The organism is Rhodanobacter sp. FW106-PBR-R2A-1-15 (genome assembly GCF_058789735.1).
The window spans coordinates 1-1387 of the sequence record NZ_JBYTEM010000063.1; the positions used below are offsets into that span (position 1 = coordinate 1).

General features: G+C 63.9%; 1 protein-coding gene. It reads right to left on the minus strand.

Translation table 11 applies throughout. The annotated features are described in order from the left end of the window. Positions 1 to 13: 13 nt before the first annotated feature. Positions 14 to 1186, minus strand: a complete 1173-nt coding sequence (locus AC3WTD_RS18495; RefSeq protein ID WP_492614658.1) for an ISL3 family transposase — start codon at positions 1184 to 1186, stop codon at positions 14 to 16. Positions 1187 to 1387 lie beyond the last annotated feature (201 nt).

The following is a 1387-nucleotide window of genomic DNA, read 5'->3' on the forward strand; positions in this document are numbered from 1 at the left end:
GGGTCTTCGCGGATCAGTGTGGGTGGATTTTGGCGTTATCGGGTAGCGGTGGCAGGAAGCTGGCGATGACCTTGAGCTTCAGATAGTCCTCGTCGCGGTAGCCGTAGGCGCTGCGCTGGATGACGCGGATCTTGTTGTTGAGGCCCTCGACCAGGCCGAGGCTGACTTTGTGGTCGGGCTGGCAGTAGGCGGCAATGCCGTCCCAGTGTCGCTCGACCATCCGCACAAACTTCTGGTATGGCGCCAGACGCTGCCAGCGCAGACTCTGTTTCCAGCGCTCGAAGAACGCCCGCGCGCCACGCTCGGTGCGGTAGCTCCACAACTGTCCGAAGGACTCTTTCAGCAGGTAGGCGGTGTGCAGTCGTTTGTTCACCGCCAGCAACTTCTTGAGTGCCTGACGTCCGTCCAGGCTGAGGTTGTCGCGGCGGCTCAGCAACGTGTAGCGCTGACCCTTGATGTAGCTGCGATCCTTGCCCTGCAGACGTTTGTATTCGTCGCGCCGCACTTGGTCGAGCGCGTCGCCGAGGTGGCGCAGGAGGTGGAATTTGTCGAACGCGATGGCGGCGTTGGGCGCATTCTTGGCGACCGAGTTGCGGAAGGGGCGCCACATGTCCATCAGTGCCAGTTCGATACGCGCGCTCTTGGTCGGCCCCAGGTCGGCGAAAAAGCGGTCGATGTCTGCCTCGGTACGGCCTTGCCCGCCGAACCAGATCGGCCGGCCTCGTTCCAGGTCGCTGACCACCACGCGGTAATCGTGACCCTTGTGGATGGCGATCTCGTCGATGCCGATGGCGCGTGGCGCAGGCAAGCCGGCACGGCGCACCTGCTCGGCCATGTAAAGCTTGGACAAGTCCCTGACCGTGCTGTCGTGCAGGCGCTCCAGCTCGGCCACTGCCTTGTTCGTCATGCTGCGGCAGAGATTGCCTACGTGCAGGGCGAAGCGCGCGGTGTAGCGCGGGTTCGTCGCCAACCAATCCAGCGTCTCTACATGCACGCCGCCGCACCCGGGGCAGTCCACCCGCCAGCGTTCGTACTCCACGTACAGCAACCAGCCGGCCACGCGCAGGTCGCGCGTACGGCAGGTTTTCTGGTCGTAGCGGCCGCGGCTGCGATGGCCGCAGTGCGAACACACCGCCGTTTTTTTCGGCGCCGCAGCCGGACGATCCGGGCCTTCGGATCGCCGAATTCACCCATGAGCGTCGCCGCCGCCACGAAGCCGGGGAAGGAGAACAACTCGCGCAGACTGCGTCCCGCCTTCATCGCCAAACCTCGCTCACAAAGTCGAAGCAGGAATCCGTCACCTTCCCGCAGGCTGAAAATGGCTTGCCAGAAGGGCTTTACGCAAGTCTTTGGCGCCGTGGGTGCTCACACGATTCCGCGATGAGCC